A 16,119-nucleotide genomic window follows, 5' to 3' on the forward strand; every position below is an offset into this window, starting at 1 on the left:
TTTTTATCCGCGCTCGACCGAGCCCAGCGGCAGGTCCAGACCGGCGGGCGTCACGAACAGCTCGATCTGGTCGCGCGACAGCGCCCAGTGATCCGCCGCCAGCTGCCCCGCCGCCGCCTCGTCGCGCGCCTCGATCGCGGAGATGATGGCGTCATGCTGGTCGCAGGCCAGATCGAGGCTTTCACCCATCCCGGCCTGATCCGGGCGGTAGAAGGTCATGCCGATGCGCGCATGGTCGATCAGCAGCCGCTGAAACGACGGCAGCAGGTAGACATTCGCCGCCATCTCACCGGTGATCTCATGGAACTGGTTGTTGGCCAACGCGCGATCTTCGGCCGAGCCCGTCCCCAGGGTTGCCCGAAACGCCGCCTGCGCCGCCTTCAACCGGTCGATCTGGTCGCCCGTGGCGTTCTGCGCCGCCAGCCGCAGCACCGCGCCATAGATCATCGGCGCCACCAGGAAGAAGTCGCGCAGCGTGGCATAAGACATCTGGGACACCCGCGCGCCCCGGTTTTCACGCAGTTCAAGATAGCCCAGCCCGGCCAGATGCCGGAACACTTCGCGCAGCGGTGTGCGCGACAGGCCGAACGCCTCGGACAGCTGCGCCTCGTCCAGGTCATCGCCGGGGCGCAGTTTCAGCGTCATGACCGCCGCCTTCAGATGCGCGGCCAGCGCCGCCTTGCGGCTTTTCGTGTCGTCTTTCATCCACAACCTTCGCTTCGGTCGAATCGCGACACCCAGGATGTCGCCCCTGCTCTTGCCCGATAAAATGCACCTTGTACACAATCAGCCTGACCGCCCGTGGTAGACTGAGCGCATGACCCGCCCGCAACACTTCTGCTTCATCCTCGTTCCCGAGTTCTCGCACCTGGCCTTCTCCTGCGCGGTCGAGCCGCTGCGCATCGCCAACTGGGTCAGCGGCGAGGAGCTGTACCGCTGGTCCTTCGCCTCGGAGGACGGCGCGCAGGCGGTGTGTTCGAACGGGTCCGTAACACTGGTGCATGGCGGGCTGGCGAACCTGCCGAAATGCGACCAGATCTTCGTTTTGTCGGGCATTCACATGCGCGATCACGTCAGCCGCTCATTGCTGGCCGCACTGCGCCGCGAACGGGCGCGCGGTACGGCCATCGGGGCGCTGTGTTCGGGCGCGTGGCTGCTGGCCGAGGCCGGGTTCCTGAACGGGATGCAGTCGGCGATCCATTGGGAATATCACGACGCCTTCATGGAGGCTTTCCCTGACGTGAACCTGGTGCGCAGCGTCTTCGTGGCCGATGAAAAGCATATGACCGCCTCGGGCGGCACCGCGACGGCCGACCTGATGCTGCACCTGATCGAGCGCGACCACGGGCAGGACCTGTCGATCGCGGTCGCCGACCAGATGGTCTATAACGCTGTGCGCAACGCGACCGCTGATCAGCGCGTGTCGCTGCAATCGCGCAACGGCATGCGCAACGCGCATCTGGCCAAGGCGATCCAGATCATGGCCGACCGCATCAACGACCCGATCTCGCCGGCGTTGATCGCCGAACAGATCGGCATCTCGACCCGCCAGCTGGAGCGGTTGTTCGGAAAATACCTCAACGCCTCGCCCAAGAAATACTTCATGGAGTTGCGGCTGGACCGCGCGCGAAACCTGCTGTTGCAGACCGAATCCTCGGTCACCGACGTGGCCTTTGCCTGCGGCTTTGAAAGCCCTGGCCATTTCTCGCGCGTGTATCGCGCCGCCTTTGGCGTCACCCCGATGCAGCAGCGCAGCCGGCTGGATTAGGTTAAAACCACAGCCAGTCGGCCACGCTGAGAACCACGAACACCGGAACCGACAACGCGGCAGCCAGCAGAAAGGCCGCGGCACGGGTCACGCGCGGCGATGGGATTGTCTGTCCGAGAACCGTTTTCATGCTGTCATTAACCCCGCTTTAGGTTTCCACCGGGTTAATGCCCGCATGACGACCACGCACACCCCCGTGATGCAAAGCACCGAGATGCAGGCGACCCTGCGCGCCTGCGGGCAGGGCCCGCTGCGGCTGGCGGACGGTACGCTGGTCCTGCGCCGTCGGGTCTTTCCCGGCGTGACCGTGGCAATGCTGCCGCGCGCGCGGATCGACCCGGCCACCCTGCCCGGCCTGATCCGGCAGGCCGGGTTGAACCGCACGCCGCTGATCCTGTCGCCCGACCATCCAGCCCCCGACCTGACCACGTTGGGCGCGATGCCGCTGGTTACCCCGACCTGCGTTGCCGAGTTGGATCTGCGCAGCGACCTGCGGGCAGGGCTGCATCAGAAATGGCGCAATGCGCTTGTTCAGGCCGAGCGCAGCCCGCTGCGCATCACGCGCCGCATCCTGCGCGAAGGGTCGGACAAATGGCTGCTGACCGCCGATCAGGCGCAACAGCGGGCACGCGGCTATCGCAACTGGCCGGTACCGCTGACCCTGGCCTATGCCCGCGCCAATCCCGGCAAGGCCGTTGAATTCTTAGCCACCGACGGCGACACCGTGGCGGCTATGCTGTTCCTGTGCCATGGCTCGGTTGCCACCTATCACATCGGCTATTCAACCGCGCGTGGGCGGCGGCTGAATGCCCACCGGCTGATTCTGTGGCAGGCGATGCGCTGGCTGGCGAAACGGGGTTTTCAGCGGCTCGATCTTGGCCCGGTGTCGACCGAGGATGCGCCCGGTCTGGCCCGGTTCAAACTGGGAACCGGCGCCCGCGCCCGCTGGCTGGGCGGCACCTGGGGCTGGTGGCCACCGCTGGGGCGCAGCCTGCGCCCGCTGGCGGGCCTTGACCGCGGCGGGATGCGCTGGACAGATCCCCATACAGGCTGATATTTGAACACTTGTTCAGATCATTGGGGAGGAGCCCGCCATGCAATTGTCCACCACCGCCGCCGTCATCACCGGCGGCGCCTCGGGCCTCGGAGAGGCCACCGCCCGTTACTTTGCCGAGAACGGCGCGCAGGTGACCATCCTCGACCGCGATGCCGAGCGTGGCGCGCAGGTCGCGGCCGAAATCGGCGGGCATTTCGCACAGACCGACGTGACCGACGAGAACTCGGTGGCCGCGGCCATTGCGCTGGCGATGGAAAAGATGGGCCAGATCACTGCTTGCGTGAACTGTGCCGGCATCGCCTATGGCATCAAGACCGTCGGCAGGGACGGCCCCCACCCGCTGGACGCCTTCCAGCGCACCATCGACATCAACCTCGTGGGCACCTTCAACGTGTCGCGTCTGGCTGCCGTCGAAATGGCCAAGAACGCGCCCGAGTCAGATGGCGCGCGCGGCGTAATCATCAACACCGCCTCGATCGCGGCCTTCGACGGCCAAAAGGGCCAGGCGGCCTATTCCGCCTCCAAGGGCGGTGTCGTGGGCATGACACTGCCGATGGCGCGCGATCTGGCCTCGACCGGGATCCGGGTGATGACCATCGCGCCCGGCATATTCATGACGCCGATGCTGGCCGGCCTGCCCGAAGAAGTGCAGCAGCAACTGGCTGCCGACGTGCCCAACCCCGCCCGTCTAGGCGACCCGCGCGAATATGGCCGGCTGGCCGGGTTCATCGTCGAGATGGGCTATCTGAACGGCGAGGTCATCCGCATCGACGGCGCCCTGCGCATGCGCTGACATGACCGCATGGCGTGGGCAGAGCCGATCTGCCCGCGCTTTGGGTCGAGCCTGGCTAGGCCCCGGCCTCAGCCTTTTCTTCCAGTTCCAGCCATTCCTCCTCGGCGGCGGCCAGCTTCTGCTGCCGCTCGACAAGGGCCTCGGTCGCCTTCTGGAACTTCACCGGCTCGCGGGTGAACAGCTCGGGGTCCGACATCAGCTCCTCCAGCTTGGCGATCTCGGCTTCCAGCCGCGCGATCTCGGCGGGCAGCTTCTCCAGCCGGTGCTTTTCGGAAAAGGACAGGCCGGTTTTCGGCTTGGCTTCCTGCTTGACTTTCGGCTTGTTCTCTTTTGTTTTCTCAGGTCTTTTCTCGGTCAGATCACCGCGCTGCGCGATATAGTCCGACCAACCGCCCGCATAGACCGTCGCGCGGCCGTTGCCCTCCATCGCGATGGTGGTGGTCGCCACACGATCCAGGAAATCCCGGTCGTGGCTGACCAGCAGCACGGTACCGTCATAGTCGTCCAGCAACTCCTGCAGCAGGTCCAGCGTCTCGACATCCAGGTCGTTGGTCGGTTCGTCCAGCACCAGCAGGTTCGACGGTTTCGCCATCAGCTTCGCCAGCAGCAACCGCGCTTTTTCGCCACCCGACAAAGACTTGACGGCCGCTCTGGCCTGCCGCTCGTCGAACAGGAATTCCTTGAGATAGCCCACCACATGCTTGGGCTGGCCGCGCACCATCACCTGATCGGCCTTGCCCGAGACGCGCATCTCGGGGTCGCCGGTCAGGCTGTCCCACAGGGTCATCTCGGGGTCCAACTGCGCGCGGGTCTGGTCGAAGACCGCGATTTCCAGATTGGTGCCCAGAGTCACCGACCCTTCGTCCGGCGCGGCCTCGCCCAGCAGCAATTTCAGTAGCGTCGTCTTGCCAACTCCGTTCGGGCCGACAAAGGCCACGCGGTCGCTGCGCTGTACCAGCAGGTCCAGGTTGCGTACGATGGGCCTGCCGTCGAACGACTTGCTGACACCCCGCGCCTCGATCACCTTGCGCCCGGATTTCGGACCGGATTCCAAAGACATGGCCGCCGAGCCCTGACGCTTGATTTGCGCTGCGCGTTCCGCCCGCAACGCTTGCAGCGCCCGCACCCGGCCCTGATTGCGCTTGCGGCGCGCGCTGATCCCTTCAACCGCCCAGCGGGATTCGGACTTGATCAGCCGATCCAGCTTGTGGCGTTGCTGGTCTTCTTCCTCCCAGATCTTGTCGCGCCAGGCCTCAAAAGCCTCGAACCCCTGCTCCTGCCGGCGCACGACACCGCGATCGATCCACAGGGTTGCCCGTGTCAGTGCTCGCAGAAAGGCGCGGTCATGCGAGATCAGGACAAAAGCCGCCCGCGTTGCACCCAGTTCGCGCTCCAGCCAACCGATGGCCTCGATGTCCAGATGGTTGGTCGGCTCGTCCAGCAGCATCAGGTCGGGGGCCTCGGCCATCAGCTTGGCCAGCGCCGCACGGCGCCGCTCTCCGCCCGAGGCGGTTTGAACCGCACGCGAGGGGTCGAATTTTAGCCCCTCACCGGCCCGTTCCACCTTGTACAACTCGCCTGGTTCCAGCCCACTGGCGGCATAGTCGCCCAGCGTGGCAAAGCCTTCCATATTAGGGTCCTGCTCCATGTAGCCCACGGATTTGCCGGGCGGCACAACGATCTCACCCCGGTCCGGCTCGACAAGACCGGCCATGACCTTCATCAGGGTGGATTTGCCCGAGCCGTTCCGCCCGACCAGCGCAACGCGGTCGCCGGGCTGAACTACCAGGTCCAGGTCGGAAAACACCGGCTCGCCCCCGAAGGTCAGCGAGATACCGGACATCTGCAACAAAGGAATACGTGCCATACGCGCCAGCTAAACCGGCAGGCATTGGGCGTCAACGCCCCAGCCTCACCTTTTGACAGCGGCGCGGCTTCAGCCCGCGATCATCCGCAAGAGGCGTTTCCGCGCCGCGGGAATCGCACCGATCTCGACGCCGGTGAAGACATGCAGCGTGTTCAGCTGGCGGTCCACAACCGCATGATCGCTGACCCAGCCGCCCATCATAAGGTAGGTGCGCAGCAACGGCGGCATGCGCCGCATGGCCTTCTGCGCGTCGGGCCGGCGCCGCAGCCGCGCGGCAAAGCGGAACACGTCCGGCGCCTTGACCCGCGGCAACCAGCGTTTGGGCGCCAGGTGGCGATGTTTGAGCATTGCGAAAGCATCCAAGTAGGCCTCGGTGTCGGTCCCGGCAAATGACGCACAACCAAACAGCAACCGGATGTCACACCGGTCCACAAACACGGTCATCGCGCCCCACGCCACCCGCAGGATATCCGGGTCGGTCCGGTCGGGATGCACCGCGAACCGGCCCATCTCGACCATCCGTCCCTGAAAGTTCTGCAAGCCCGACAGATCGTAGAACTGTGCCGAATAGCTGCGGCCGATCTCGTGCCCGCAATCCATGACCAGCATCCGGAAACAGCACACGAGTTGCCCGCCGGCCCGCTGATCCTCGACCAGCACATGGGTGCAGATCCGGTCGAACGCATCGCGGTCTTTCCGTGCGGTGCGAAAAGCCAGCGTACGCAGCGCTTGCGCGGCGCCGATGTCCTCGGGCGTGCGGGCCAGTCGCGCCCGATACCTCCCCTTGTTCAGCAAGACATCCGTGGCCATGGCCGCACCCTCCGCGGTATCTGACTTTCCCAGGTTCCGCCTGCCACTAACACCAAGTCTGTAACCGCCTCATGACAGACCGAGGGACCGGACGCACGATCAGCTCTGGCCTGGGATGTTTGCCGGATTGAAACTGCCGATATTACCCAACAACTGACGCAGGAATCCCCTGTCCTGAACGCTCGAATCGGTCACGCGGCGGTCCAGGACGATGACATAGCCATCCTCGAGCCCGAACCGTTCGATGTTGCGCACGACCCCGCGCTGGTCAAAGCTGACGGCGACCAGCTGCCGCTCGACCACTTCGGGGCGTTTGGGGCCATAATGGCGGACACGCGAGGCGACGTAATAGTACCCCGAATCCTTTAGAACCCCCGACGCACCGGGCGCGCCGACCTTTTCGACCACGCTGTCGCGGGTATCGACACCCACCTTGATTTCGGCCAGTTCCTCGGGCGTGGGGACATAGCCGTGGTTCTTGTAGACCGGGCTGCATCCGGCCATCGCAAGCACCGACACGCAGGCAAGCGTTCCGAACGCCAGTTTCAGCTTGTTCGCGACCTTCGACATCTTCACCCTCTTGCCTTGCACCCTTGCGGCTTCTATCCGATTACAGAAACCCATGCCCCGGTTCAACACAGGAAAGGGTCACTATGGCCAAGGCAACATCTTTGCGCGTCGCGGACCTGCCGCAGAACAGCCCCGTCCCGTTCGATCTGCGCCCGGCAGCGGATGAACTGGATGTCCTCCGGGCGGATCTGGGCCTGCAGGGGCTGCGCAAGCTGAGCTTTGTCGGAGAGATAAAGGCCCGCGGCAAACGCGATTGGGAACTGACCGGTCGCCTTGGCGCAACCGTGATCCAGCCCTGCGTCGTCACGCTGGACCCTGTGACCACGCGTATCGAAACGCCCGTGCGGCGCCTGTTCCTGTCGGACTGGACCGAGCCGGACGAACCCGAATTCGAGATGCCCGAAGACGACGAAACCGAACCCCTGGGCCCCGAGATCGACCCCGGTGCCGTGATGCGCGAAGCGCTGGCGCTGGCGCTGCCGCAATACCCCCGCAAGGACGGCGCACATCTGGATGACGCAATTTTCACCGAGCCGGGCAAACAGGCCATGACGGATGACGATGCCAAGCCTTTTGCGGGGCTGGCCGGGTTGCGCGACGCGCTGAAAAAAGACAAGTGACAGCGCCATGATTTCCTGTCATAGCACTCGGTCAGAAAAACCCCTTGAACATGTCGAGAATCGCAGTATTTTCGCGCGCTCATCGGAATTTGGGTTGGACATCGCGGGGCTCGTCCCCTAAACGCGCGTCACACCACGAGAAAACGAAGAATGAAACCCGGGCTGGCAGCGAATCTGCAGCCCCCAGTCAGACAAAGGTTGAGACCATGGCCGTCCAACAGAACAAAGTTTCCAAGTCGCGTCGCAACAACCGCCGCGCACACGACGCTCTGGTTGCTGCAAACCCGAACGAATGCCCGAACTGCGGCGAACTGAAACGCCCGCACCACGTCTGTGCAGCCTGCGGCCACTATGACGACCGCGAAGTCGTGGCGCAGGCCGACGAAATCGACCTGGACGAAGACGCGGCCTGAGCCTGATTGACCGCAGGTTTTGGCATGACGGCGCAGCCCGAGCAGACCGGAAAGATCATCATCTCGGTTGACGCAATGGGCGGGGACTCCGGTCCCGCGGTCGTGGTTGCTGGAATCGCGAAATCAGCGCAGAAGAACCCCGATATCGGGTTTCTGCTGCACGGCCCCCAAGACGTCTTGCGCAAGCTTGTTGCGAAACGGCGCGTTCTGGAAGGGCGCGTCGTTTTTCGCGATTGTCCCGATGTCGTAACGATGCAGGACAAGCCCAGCCAGGTCGTGCGCAACGGCAAGAACACCTCGATGTGGTCGGCGCTGGATTCGGTGCGCAACGGAGAGGCGCACGGCGCCGTATCCTGCGGCAATACCGGCGCGCTGATGGCGCTGTCGATGATGCGGCTGCGCAAGCTGCCCGGCGTGAACCGCCCGGCGATCGCGATCCTGTGGCCCTCGCGCAATCCGCAGGGGTTCAACGTGATGCTGGACGTGGGCGCGGATGTGCGGGCCGATGCCCGGGATCTGCTGCAATACGCGCTGATGGGGGCCTCGTATGCCCGCAACGGCATGGCCCTGGCGCGTCCGCGCATCGGGTTGCTGAATGTCGGTACAGAAGAACACAAGGGCCGCGCCGAGTTGAAAGAGGCGCACGCGTTGATCACGGACTTCGCCGAGCAGGCGAATTTCGATTTCGTGGGCTTCGTGGAAGGCAGCGACATCCCCGGCGACAAGGCCGATGTCATTGTGACGGACGGGTTTACCGGCAATGTCGCGATCAAGACGGGCGAAGGCACCGCTAGCCTGATAGGCGACCTTCTGCGAGAGGCGTTCAGCTATTCTCCTCTGTCCCGGCTGGCCTCGGTGCTGGCGATCACGTCATTGCAGCGCCTGAAAAAGCGCATCGACCCGCGGCGCGTGAACGGGGGGGTGTTCTTGGGGCTGAACGGGACAGTGGTCAAATCGCACGGGGGCGCTGATGCCACGGGTGTGTCCGCGGCCATCAAGCTGGCTTTTACCCTGGCACGGTCGGGTTTTGCCGAAAAATTGGCCGCACGGGTTGCATCGACTGCCCAGCTTGAACAAGATGCTGCGCAATCTGCGCTGCAGACCGAAAAATAACAAAAAGGCAGGACCTCAGATGGCAGGCCGTTCAGTCGTTGTTGGTGTCGGGCATTATCTACCCAAACGCATCATTCCCAATTCCGAGTTCGAAAAGACGTTGGACACGTCCGACGAATGGATCCGGACCCGCTCGGGCATCGAACGCCGCCATTTCGCGGCCGAAGACGAAACCACATCTGATATGGCGACCCATGCGGCCAAGGCCGCGCTGACCGATGCGGGGCTGACCGCCGACGACATCGACGCGATTGTTCTGGCCACCTCCACCGCAGACCTGACCTTTCCGTCCGCTGCGACCATGGTTCAGGCCAATCTGGGCATGACCCGCGGATTTGCCTTTGACGTGCAAGCGGTCTGCGCCGGCTTCGTCTTTGCGCTGGCCAACGCCAACGCGCTGATCCTGTCGGGTCAGGCCAAACGCATCCTCGTGATCGGGGCCGAGACCTTCTCGCGCATCATGGACTGGTCGGACCGGAGCACCTGCGTTCTGTTCGGCGACGGCGCCGGCGCGCTGGTGCTCGAGGCGCAGGAAGGCGCCGGAACGCCTGAAGACCGGGGCATTCTATCCACCGACCTGCATTCGGACGGGCGGTTCAAGGATCTGCTCTATGTCGATGGCGGGGTCTCGAACCGGACCACCGGCTATCTGCGCATGCAGGGCAACCAGGTGTTCCGCCACGCGGTCGAGAAACTGGCTGCCACGGCCACCACCGCGCTGGATCGCGCGGGGCTAACAAGCGGCGACGTCGATTGGATCGTCCCGCATCAGGCCAATATCCGCATCATTCAGGGCACGGCCAAAAAGCTGCAGCTGCCCATGGATAACGTGGTGGTCACGGTTCAGGATCACGGCAACACCTCGGCCGCATCGATCCCGCTGGCGCTGTCGGTGGGCAAGGAACGCGGGCAGATCAAGCCCGGCGACTTGATAGTGACCGAGGCCATCGGCGGCGGACTGGCCTGGGGCGCGGTGGTGATGCGCTGGTAGGGCGGCGCAAACCTGCTTACACCACCACGCGCAATTCATTGATATTGACAGTGAATTTGCCCTGCCCCTATGGTCGTACATCATCAGGGGAATAATCATGGGCGAAAAAACACTGACGCGAATGGACCTGAGCGAAGCCGTGTTTCGCGAAGTGGGTCTGTCTCGCAACGAAAGCGCGCAGCTTGTCGAAAGCATTTTGAACCACATGTCCGATGCGCTGGTGCGCGGCGAGCAGGTCAAGATCTCGTCTTTCGGCACGTTCAGCGTCAGGGACAAGTCGGCCCGCGTCGGCCGCAACCCGAAAACCGGGGAAGAGGTTCCCATCGAGCCGCGCCGCGTTCTGACCTTCCGCCCTTCGCATCTGATGAAGGATCGGGTCGCGGCCGGAAACCGCAAGTAAGTCCGGGGCAAGGCAGGCATGAGCAAGTCTCCCGACGCATTTCGCACCATCAGTGAAGTTGCGGATTGGCTGGGTGTTCAGGCGCATGTCCTGCGGTTCTGGGAAAGTCGGTTCAGCCAGATCAAACCGGTCAAGCGGGCCGGAGGACGTAGGTATTACCGCCCCAACGACATGCGCCTGTTGGGCGGCATCAAGAAGCTGCTGCACGAGGATGGCGTGACCATCAAGGGTGTTCAACGCATCCTGCGCGAACAGGGCGTGGCCTACGTCGCGTCGCTGTCGCCGGGACTGGACGATGGCGCGGCTCCGGCCCCGACCATCGAAATCCAGGCAGCTGAGAACGTGGTGCCGCTGCCGCAGCCCCCCGCCGTGGTGCAGGGTGCCCTCGATCTATCACCGACCGAGGCCGAAAATTTGGGCGAACCTGCCGCCCCCAAAGCCCGGGATCACGCTGCGTCGCAGAAACCCAAGACCGAGACCACGCCGCAGCAGGCCGGAATCGCAGCCCGGGCGTGGCGGAAAACCGAGTTCGACACCGACACGTTGCGCCGGATCGCGCCCGTTGCCAAGGATCTGCGCGCCTGGCTGGACCGGGTCGAACAGCAATTGGCGGGTTGAGCAAAAAGGTAATGTTTTCCTCTTGCCCCTGCCGGGAAAATCATTATGAACACCTCAACGTCGGGCTATGGCGCAGCCTGGTAGCGCGTCCGTCTGGGGGACGGAAGGTCGCAGGTTCGAGTCCTGCTAGCCCGACCAAATCACACCGACGTTCAGAAAATACGGGCCGGAGCCTCCTTCGGCTGAGGGGAGGAGCGGAATGACCGGCGTGTGCCCGAACCAGCAGATCGCAGCGATGATCGACACCGGTGAGATCACCGCGACCCCGCCGATCACCCCCGCCCAGATCCAACCCGCCAGCCTTGATCTTCGTTTGGGAACAGTGGCTTACCGTGTGCGCGCCTCGTTTCTGGCTGGCGAAGGCCAGAGCGTGGCCGACCGGCTGGCCGAGTTCGAGATGCATCACATCGACATCTCGGAAGGTGCGGTACTGGAAAAAGGTTGCGTGTATCTGGTACCGCTGATGGAATCGCTGGCCCTGCCCGGCGACGTGACCGCCGTGGCCAACGCCAAAAGCTCGACCGGGCGGCTCGACTTGCTGACCCGCACCATCACCGATGGCGGAACCGAGTTCGACCGCGTTCCCGCCGGGTATGCCGGCCCACTCTATGCCGAGATCTGTCCGCGTTCGTTCTCGGTTCTGGTCCGTCCGGGCATGCGCCTGAACCAGATCCGATTCCGCCGCGGTCAGGCGGTGCTGTCCGACGCGGATCTGGCTGCGTTGCATGCGCAATCGCCGCTGGTGGACGGCCCGGCTGTCATTCAGGACGGGCTGGGGTTTTCGGTCGATCTGCGCCTTCCCAACACCGATCTGGTCGGGTACCGGGCCAAGCCACATACCGGCGTGATCGAGCTGGATCGGATCGGTGAATACGACCCGCAGGACTACTGGGAAGAGGTGCGCACCCGCGACGGGCGCATCATTCTGGACCCGGGCGCGTTCTACATCCTGGTCAGCCGCGAGGCGGTCCACATTCCGCCGATGTATGCCGCCGAAATGGCGCCCTATCTGGCGATGGTGGGTGAATTCCGGGTTCACTACGCGGGATTCTTCGATCCCGGTTTTGGCCATGCCGAAGCCGGCGGCGCCGGATCACGCGGCGTGCTGGAAGTCCGCTGCCACGAGGCACCCTTCGTGCTGGAACACGGACAGGTCGTCGGGCGGCTGGTCTACGAGCGCATGGCCGAGATGCCAACTCAGCTGTACGGCGCGGGAATCGCTTCGAACTATCAGGGTCAGGGCCTGAAATTGTCGAAGCATTTCAAGTCGGTCCAGTAATCCCTAGAACCGCATGAACCGCCGCATCTGGCGGGTCAACTGTCTGGCCTGCTTCATGCTCTGGGCTTGGCGGCGCGCACTTTGCGCCATGTACCGGTCGGCCTTGGGGTCGCGCGGTCCGTCCGGCTGCCCGGACTTGCGTCCCATACGTTCGGCCAGGTCGAGGCCCTTGTCCACGCCGCGCGTGACCAGCCGGCGCACGACTTGCCGAACGATCATGTCGATGATGCGGTTTGCGTTCATTCCGGTCTCCGTTCCTCGGTGTCAAACCTGGCGGGGAATTCGCCGACAAAAGGGTGACGCGTTCAGTCTTCCTCGAACAATTCGGTCTGGTCTTCGTCGCCGGGTTCATCTTCATTGGCCTCGCCGATCGGCATGGTCCCCGGCGGCGGGCGGTTCTCCAACAGCCCCGCAGCACGCAATTCCTTAAGGCCCGGCAAGTCTCGGGCACTTTCCAGGCCGAAATGGTCCAGGAACTGTGGCGTCACCACGAAGGTGACCGGGCGCCCCGGCGTCATGCGGCGGCGGCCCAGCCGGATCCACTCCATTTCCAGCAGTTGGTCTATGGTTCCCCGCGACACGGACACACCGCGGATTTCCTCGATCTCGGCGCGGGTGCAGGGCTGATGATAGGCCACGATCGCCAGGGTCTCGATGGCGGCGCGGCTCAGCTTGCGGGTCTCGACCGTTTCCTTCTGCATCAGGAACCCCAGATCGGGGGCCGTGCGGATGGCCCAGGCCTCGCCCACCCGAACAACGCGCACCCCGCGCCCCTCATAGCGTTTCTGCAGCAGTTCCAAGGCCTGCTTGGCGTCACAGCCATGCGGCATCCGCGCCTCAAGATCGGCCACCGTCACCGGCTCGGCGCTGGCAAACAATACCGCCTCGACCATGCGTTCCTGCTCAGCCAGTGGGGGGGCTTCGAACAGGGTGCCGGTGCCGTCGTCTTCGGGGGCGTCAGTCACTGGGCTTCGTCCTTCTGCGCAGTTGGATCGGGGCAAAGGTCTCGCTTTGCTTGATCTCCATATGTCCTTCCTTGACCAGCTCCAGCGAGGCCGCAAACGTCGCCGCCGTTGCCGAACGGCGCCGCATCGGGTCAACGTCCCAGCCTTCGGGCAGGTAGGTTTCCATGTCGGTCCAGGTTCCGGCAAATCCGATCAGCGGGCGCATTCGCTCCAGCGCCTGTTCCATCGTGAAGACCGAATCGCGGTCCATCACGAAGGGCCGGAATTCGTCACGGGTGCGGATGCGGGCATAGCCCTGCATCAGGTCCAGCAACGTGGCGGAATAGGTGACCGTGCGGATGCGGGTCACGTCCTCGCCCTGCCCGCGCTTGAAGAAATCGCGCCCCAACTGATCGCGCGCCATCAGGCGGGCGGCCGCATCGCGCATCGCCTGCAGGCGTTCCAACTGAAAGGCCAAGTGCGCGGCCAGTTCTTCGCCCGTCGGCCCCTCTTCATCGGGGTCGGGCGGCAACAGCAGGCGCGATTTCAGAAAGGCCAGCCATGCGGCCATCACCAAATAGTCGGCGGCCAGTTCGATCCGCAGGGCGCGGGCCCGTTCGACAAAGGCCAGATATTGCTGCGCCAGCGCCAGTACCGAGATTTTGCGAAGATCGACCTTTTGCGTCCGTGACAAGGTCAGCAGCACGTCCAACGGGCCTTCAAACCCGTCCACGTCCACGATCAGCGCCTCGGCGGCCAGCCGATCGGCGACCGAAACCGGGTCTTCGCTGAAAAGGTTATCCGTCATACACCTGCCCGCCCATCAGACGGGATAGTTCCGTCTCGGCGGTACGGATGTCAAGTTCCTCGGGGCTTTGCCGCCGGGCCAAGGCGCGGTCCGCGCGGGCTTGCGCCGCCTCGGACATTTCGCCCGCGGCCTCCATCACCTCGGCGCGTTCTTCGAACGTCCCGTTGCAGTGCAGAACCACGTCGCAGCCCGCCGACAGCGCCTGTTGCGACAGATCGGCTAGCGATCCGCTGAGCGCCTTCATCGAGATGTCATCGGTCATGACCAACCCGTCGAACCCGATGCGCTCGCGGATGATCCGCATCATCGCAGGCGAAATCGTGGCCGGTTTTCCGTCAACCTGATCATAGACCAGATGGGCTGTCATACCCATCGGCAAGTCGTTCAGGGCGCGGAAAGGCTCGAAATCGGTCTGCATCAGGTCGTCCAGCGGCGCATCCACGTGCGGCAGGTCGAAATGGCTGTCGAGCGTGGCGCGCCCGTGGCCGGGGATGTGCTTGACGACGGGTAGAACGCCGCCATCCAAGTGCCCCTGTGCGACCGCTCGGCCGAGGCGTGCGACCGTGGCCGCATCGCCGCCATAACATCGGTTGCGCAGGAAATCGTGCGTCTCAGGTCGGGCCAGATCGACCATCGGGGCGCAATTGCTGTCGATGCCCAGCGAAAACAGCTCGTGCGCAATCAGGCGATAGCGCAGGTACATGGCGCGTTCGGCCTGGCCCTCGGCTTGTTCGGCATGATCCATCGGGGGACGCCATTGACGGGCCAGCGGCGGGCGCAGGCGTTGCACCCGTCCGCCCTCCTGATCGATCGTAATCATGCAGTCGCGGCCCACGGCCTCGCGCATGTCGTCGCACAGTGCGCGCACCTGATCGGCCGTGTCGATGTTGCGCGCGAACAGGATGAAGCCGAACGGGTTCATCTGCCGAAACAACGTCTTCTCTTCGGGCGTCAGGCGCAGACCCGCCGCATCAGTGATCGTGGCGCCGTACCTCACCGCACGGCAACCGGGATGCAGTCGGCATCCTGCGCCACCAGCGCCGCGCAGAACTGACGCGAGTCGCTCAGATCGGCAAACCCATGCACGCGCAAGCGATAGAAGGTGCGACCGCCGCTCGAGGTTTTCTGGATAACTCGTTGTTTCCCCTGCATGTACTCGCCAAAGCGGCGGTACAGGCGATCCCATTCAGCGCGGGCCACATCGGGGCTCTCATAGGCGCCCAGCTGGGCCAGCCGTGTACCCTTGGCCAGCGAGTCGGGATCGACATCCAGACCCATTGCCGATTTCACGGCGGCATTCACCGCATCCGCGTCGATTGCGCCACCCACCGGAGCGGCGCGGCGCAACCCGGCGGGGCGCGTCAGCGGGCGCAGAGACCGCCGCACACCGGGCAAGGCGGCAAGCTCCGGGTCGGGCAATTGTGCGGCCAGATCGGCCGGGTCGATGGCGGGTTCGTCCTCGGGCATGGTCAGCGCGGCCAGTTGCACACCCGGTTCCAGCTCGGCAGAGGCCGGGACATCACCCGACAATTCCGAAACCAGCGTCTCCACCGCGTCCTGCCGCAACTCGGCGGCCTCCTGATTTGTTATTGTCTCTTCAACCTTCAGAACCGCCGGGGTCGGTTTCAACGTGCCCATCGGCGCGTCCTCGTCGCTCAGCGAGACCGGGCGCGGGGCAAGGATCAGCCGGTCGGCCGGCGGCGCGGCCGTGCCGACCGCCGCCACGGCGTTCACCGCCAGACCTTGATGATCGGCCGGCGTTCCACCGGGGTTTTCGGGCTGCACGCGCATCGGACCTTCGACCGCACGCACCACCGGCACGCCGGACACGTCCCGCATCACCAGCTTGTAGCCCCAGACTGCCACCCCGGCCACCAGCGCCAGGGACGCCGCGGCGCCAAGAATATTCACGATGCGGCCAAAGCCCGGGACACCGGCCGATGCCCCGTCGAAATCCGGCATGTCGCCGGGGTGCTCGTACCCGTCTTCAGCGGTGAATTGATTCGAGTAATGCATATGCTCGGGGCCTGTCTGCCCCGAGAAATCGTAACGTGCCATATCCGCCTCA

20 protein-coding genes and 1 tRNA gene are annotated in these 16,119 nt (G+C 64.4%); 11 read left to right on the forward strand and 10 right to left on the reverse strand.

Going from position 1 to position 16,119, the window contains the following annotated elements; all coding sequences use genetic code 11:
* Window positions 1-3: 3 nt before the first annotated feature.
* Window positions 4-705 carry a GntR family transcriptional regulator gene (locus AC2FNS_RS01265; RefSeq protein ID WP_496711805.1) on the reverse strand — a complete coding sequence of 234 codons (702 nt, stop codon included), beginning with the start codon at window positions 703-705 and terminating at the stop codon, window positions 4-6.
* A 112-nt stretch (window positions 706-817) separates the two neighbouring features.
* Here AC2FNS_RS01265 and AC2FNS_RS01270 point away from each other — a divergent pair, with 112 nt between their 5' ends.
* Window positions 818-1,768 (forward strand): GlxA family transcriptional regulator, encoded by a 951-nt coding sequence (locus AC2FNS_RS01270; RefSeq protein WP_496711804.1) that lies wholly within the window; start codon window positions 818-820, stop codon window positions 1,766-1,768.
* Window position 1,769: 1 nt separating this feature from the next.
* Here the strand turns inward: AC2FNS_RS01270 and AC2FNS_RS01275 are convergent, their stop codons facing one another.
* A complete protein-coding gene (locus tag AC2FNS_RS01275; RefSeq protein WP_496682284.1) occupies window positions 1,770-1,898 on the reverse strand; it encodes a hypothetical protein in 129 nt (42 codons plus the stop codon).
* Window positions 1,899-1,943: 45 nt separating this feature from the next.
* On the opposite strand from AC2FNS_RS01275, the gene AC2FNS_RS01280 reads away from it, so the two are divergent.
* Window positions 1,944-2,822, forward strand: coding sequence for a GNAT family N-acetyltransferase (locus AC2FNS_RS01280; protein WP_496711803.1), 879 nt, complete (start codon window positions 1,944-1,946; stop codon window positions 2,820-2,822).
* Between the two features lie 40 nt (window positions 2,823-2,862).
* Window positions 2,863-3,618, forward strand: coding sequence for a 3-hydroxyacyl-CoA dehydrogenase (locus AC2FNS_RS01285; RefSeq protein ID WP_496711802.1), 756 nt, complete (start codon window positions 2,863-2,865; stop codon window positions 3,616-3,618).
* Window positions 3,619-3,673: 55 nt separating this feature from the next.
* Here the strand turns inward: AC2FNS_RS01285 and AC2FNS_RS01290 are convergent, their stop codons facing one another.
* From AC2FNS_RS01290 to AC2FNS_RS01300, 3 genes are all read right to left on the reverse strand, one after another.
* On the reverse strand, window positions 3,674-5,485 hold the full coding sequence (locus AC2FNS_RS01290) for an ABC-F family ATP-binding cassette domain-containing protein (protein WP_496682277.1): 1,812 nt from the start codon (window positions 5,483-5,485) through the stop codon (window positions 3,674-3,676).
* A gap of 69 nt (window positions 5,486-5,554) precedes the next feature.
* Entirely contained in the window at window positions 5,555-6,295 is a 741-nt protein-coding gene (locus AC2FNS_RS01295; protein ID WP_496711801.1) for a GNAT family N-acetyltransferase, read from the reverse strand.
* Between the two features lie 99 nt (window positions 6,296-6,394).
* Window positions 6,395-6,865 carry an outer membrane protein assembly factor BamE gene (locus AC2FNS_RS01300; RefSeq protein ID WP_496682273.1) on the reverse strand — a complete coding sequence of 157 codons (471 nt, stop codon included), beginning with the start codon at window positions 6,863-6,865 and terminating at the stop codon, window positions 6,395-6,397.
* Between the two features lie 83 nt (window positions 6,866-6,948).
* Between AC2FNS_RS01300 and AC2FNS_RS01305 the strand changes: the two genes are divergently transcribed.
* The 8 genes from AC2FNS_RS01305 to AC2FNS_RS01340 all read left to right on the forward strand — a co-directional run bounded on the left by AC2FNS_RS01305 (window position 6,949) and on the right by AC2FNS_RS01340 (window position 12,299).
* A complete protein-coding gene (locus AC2FNS_RS01305) occupies window positions 6,949-7,485 on the forward strand; it encodes a YceD family protein (protein ID WP_496711800.1) in 537 nt (178 codons plus the stop codon).
* 206 nt (window positions 7,486-7,691) lie between these two features.
* A complete protein-coding gene (rpmF, locus tag AC2FNS_RS01310) occupies window positions 7,692-7,898 on the forward strand; it encodes a 50S ribosomal protein L32 (RefSeq protein ID WP_068331762.1) in 207 nt (68 codons plus the stop codon).
* A 24-nt stretch (window positions 7,899-7,922) separates the two neighbouring features.
* Window positions 7,923-9,011 carry a phosphate acyltransferase PlsX gene (gene plsX, locus AC2FNS_RS01315; protein WP_496711814.1) on the forward strand — a complete coding sequence of 363 codons (1,089 nt, stop codon included), beginning with the start codon at window positions 7,923-7,925 and terminating at the stop codon, window positions 9,009-9,011.
* Between the two features lie 19 nt (window positions 9,012-9,030).
* Window positions 9,031-10,002 carry a beta-ketoacyl-ACP synthase III gene (locus AC2FNS_RS01320; protein WP_496711799.1) on the forward strand — a complete coding sequence of 324 codons (972 nt, stop codon included), beginning with the start codon at window positions 9,031-9,033 and terminating at the stop codon, window positions 10,000-10,002.
* A 97-nt stretch (window positions 10,003-10,099) separates the two neighbouring features.
* Window positions 10,100-10,402 carry an integration host factor subunit alpha gene (ihfA, locus tag AC2FNS_RS01325; RefSeq protein WP_496682267.1) on the forward strand — a complete coding sequence of 101 codons (303 nt, stop codon included), beginning with the start codon at window positions 10,100-10,102 and terminating at the stop codon, window positions 10,400-10,402.
* An 18-nt stretch (window positions 10,403-10,420) separates the two neighbouring features.
* Window positions 10,421-11,020 (forward strand): MerR family transcriptional regulator, encoded by a 600-nt coding sequence (locus AC2FNS_RS01330; RefSeq protein WP_496711798.1) that lies wholly within the window; start codon window positions 10,421-10,423, stop codon window positions 11,018-11,020.
* A 61-nt stretch (window positions 11,021-11,081) separates the two neighbouring features.
* A tRNA-Pro gene (locus tag AC2FNS_RS01335) sits at window positions 11,082-11,158 on the forward strand.
* Between the two features lie 61 nt (window positions 11,159-11,219).
* Window positions 11,220-12,299 carry a 2'-deoxycytidine 5'-triphosphate deaminase gene (locus AC2FNS_RS01340; protein ID WP_496711797.1) on the forward strand — a complete coding sequence of 360 codons (1,080 nt, stop codon included), beginning with the start codon at window positions 11,220-11,222 and terminating at the stop codon, window positions 12,297-12,299.
* Between the two features lie 3 nt (window positions 12,300-12,302).
* On the opposite strand, the gene AC2FNS_RS01345 is transcribed toward AC2FNS_RS01340, so the two are convergent.
* The 5 genes from AC2FNS_RS01345 to AC2FNS_RS01365 all read right to left on the reverse strand — a co-directional run bounded on the left by AC2FNS_RS01345 (window position 12,303) and on the right by AC2FNS_RS01365 (window position 16,109).
* A complete protein-coding gene (locus AC2FNS_RS01345; RefSeq protein ID WP_496682261.1) occupies window positions 12,303-12,542 on the reverse strand; it encodes a hypothetical protein in 240 nt (79 codons plus the stop codon).
* A 62-nt stretch (window positions 12,543-12,604) separates the two neighbouring features.
* Window positions 12,605-13,264, reverse strand: a complete 660-nt coding sequence (scpB, locus tag AC2FNS_RS01350; protein ID WP_496682259.1) for an SMC-Scp complex subunit ScpB — start codon at window positions 13,262-13,264, stop codon at window positions 12,605-12,607.
* Window positions 13,257-14,051: a segregation and condensation protein A gene (locus tag AC2FNS_RS01355; RefSeq protein WP_496682257.1), complete on the reverse strand. Its 795-nt coding sequence runs from the start codon at window positions 14,049-14,051 to the stop codon at window positions 13,257-13,259. Before AC2FNS_RS01355 ends, scpB begins: the two co-directional genes overlap by 8 nt.
* Complete coding sequence (gene nagZ, locus AC2FNS_RS01360) at window positions 14,041-15,048, reverse strand: beta-N-acetylhexosaminidase (RefSeq protein ID WP_496682254.1); 1,008 nt, start codon at window positions 15,046-15,048, stop codon at window positions 14,041-14,043. Before nagZ ends, AC2FNS_RS01355 begins: the two co-directional genes overlap by 11 nt.
* Complete coding sequence (locus AC2FNS_RS01365; protein ID WP_496711796.1) at window positions 15,045-16,109, reverse strand: SPOR domain-containing protein; 1,065 nt, start codon at window positions 16,107-16,109, stop codon at window positions 15,045-15,047. The genes nagZ and AC2FNS_RS01365 overlap by 4 nt, the downstream gene beginning before the upstream one ends.
* Between the last annotated feature and the right edge of the window lie 10 nt (window positions 16,110-16,119).

It is taken from the genome of Ruegeria sp. BHSA191 (assembly GCF_059613325.1).

Coding starts and splice junctions, on each gene's coding strand:
- AC2FNS_RS01265 (WP_496711805.1), bottom strand. CDS start 705: ATGAAAGACGACACGAAAAGCCGCAAGGCGGCGCTGGCCGCGCATCTG.
- AC2FNS_RS01270 (WP_496711804.1), top strand. CDS start 818: ATGACCCGCCCGCAACACTTCTGCTTCATCCTCGTTCCCGAGTTCTCG.
- AC2FNS_RS01275 (WP_496682284.1), bottom strand. CDS start 1,898: ATGAAAACGGTTCTCGGACAGACAATCCCATCGCCGCGCGTGACCCGT.
- AC2FNS_RS01280 (WP_496711803.1), top strand. CDS start 1,944: ATGACGACCACGCACACCCCCGTGATGCAAAGCACCGAGATGCAGGCG.
- AC2FNS_RS01285 (WP_496711802.1), top strand. CDS start 2,863: ATGCAATTGTCCACCACCGCCGCCGTCATCACCGGCGGCGCCTCGGGC.
- AC2FNS_RS01290 (WP_496682277.1), bottom strand. CDS start 5,485: ATGGCACGTATTCCTTTGTTGCAGATGTCCGGTATCTCGCTGACCTTC.
- AC2FNS_RS01295 (WP_496711801.1), bottom strand. CDS start 6,295: ATGGCCACGGATGTCTTGCTGAACAAGGGGAGGTATCGGGCGCGACTG.
- AC2FNS_RS01300 (WP_496682273.1), bottom strand. CDS start 6,865: ATGTCGAAGGTCGCGAACAAGCTGAAACTGGCGTTCGGAACGCTTGCC.
- AC2FNS_RS01305 (WP_496711800.1), top strand. CDS start 6,949: ATGGCCAAGGCAACATCTTTGCGCGTCGCGGACCTGCCGCAGAACAGC.
- rpmF (WP_068331762.1), top strand. CDS start 7,692: ATGGCCGTCCAACAGAACAAAGTTTCCAAGTCGCGTCGCAACAACCGC.
- plsX (WP_496711814.1), top strand. CDS start 7,923: ATGACGGCGCAGCCCGAGCAGACCGGAAAGATCATCATCTCGGTTGAC.
- AC2FNS_RS01320 (WP_496711799.1), top strand. CDS start 9,031: ATGGCAGGCCGTTCAGTCGTTGTTGGTGTCGGGCATTATCTACCCAAA.
- ihfA (WP_496682267.1), top strand. CDS start 10,100: ATGGGCGAAAAAACACTGACGCGAATGGACCTGAGCGAAGCCGTGTTT.
- AC2FNS_RS01330 (WP_496711798.1), top strand. CDS start 10,421: ATGAGCAAGTCTCCCGACGCATTTCGCACCATCAGTGAAGTTGCGGAT.
- AC2FNS_RS01340 (WP_496711797.1), top strand. CDS start 11,220: ATGACCGGCGTGTGCCCGAACCAGCAGATCGCAGCGATGATCGACACC.
- AC2FNS_RS01345 (WP_496682261.1), bottom strand. CDS start 12,542: ATGAACGCAAACCGCATCATCGACATGATCGTTCGGCAAGTCGTGCGC.
- AC2FNS_RS01355 (WP_496682257.1), bottom strand. CDS start 14,051: ATGACGGATAACCTTTTCAGCGAAGACCCGGTTTCGGTCGCCGATCGG.
- AC2FNS_RS01365 (WP_496711796.1), bottom strand. CDS start 16,109: ATGGCACGTTACGATTTCTCGGGGCAGACAGGCCCCGAGCATATGCAT.